The 397-nt window shown below is 38.0% G+C and carries 1 protein-coding gene; it reads right to left on the bottom strand.

Going from position 1 to position 397, the window contains the following annotated elements; all coding sequences use genetic code 11:
• Positions 1-243: 243 nt before the first annotated feature.
• Complete coding sequence (locus Q5O73_RS10530) at positions 244-393, bottom strand: DUF3881 family protein (RefSeq protein WP_368076768.1); 150 nt, start codon at positions 391-393, stop codon at positions 244-246.
• Between the last annotated feature and the right edge of the window lie 4 nt (positions 394-397).

The raw sequence follows: 397 nt of genomic DNA, 5'->3' as shown, positions 1-397 counted from the left end.
CATTTAACTAAGGAGACAAATGCCGTATTTTCGGGCTTTTCAGCTCTTTTGGCTCCGGCTGCCATATCTATGAATTCAATCACTCTTGTGATGAATTTCCATTGTATCTTATTTTGACATTCAGGTCAATCCCTGTTGGAATCGAACTCTGACTTATCACTTCGCAACTTCCATAAGTCTCAACCATGATTGAACCTTAGGAGGCACTTGTTATATCCATTTAACTATGAGAACTAATATTACCTAATAATTTACTTTTCCCTGCATCCAGATGACCCCCTTAAATCTTCTGCCAATTGCAGGTTCCCCCAGAAGGTCTTTTTCATTGATGCATACATCATATATCAAATCGTTACAGTCCAGTGTAAGCAAACAGATTTTATCACCTGTCATCTTA

The organism is Eubacterium sp. AF15-50 (assembly GCF_934835595.1).
GTDB classification, from domain to species: domain Bacteria; phylum Bacillota; class Clostridia; order Lachnospirales; family Lachnospiraceae; genus Eubacterium_G; species Eubacterium_G segne.
This window is presented reverse-complemented; position numbering and strand designations above follow the sequence as displayed.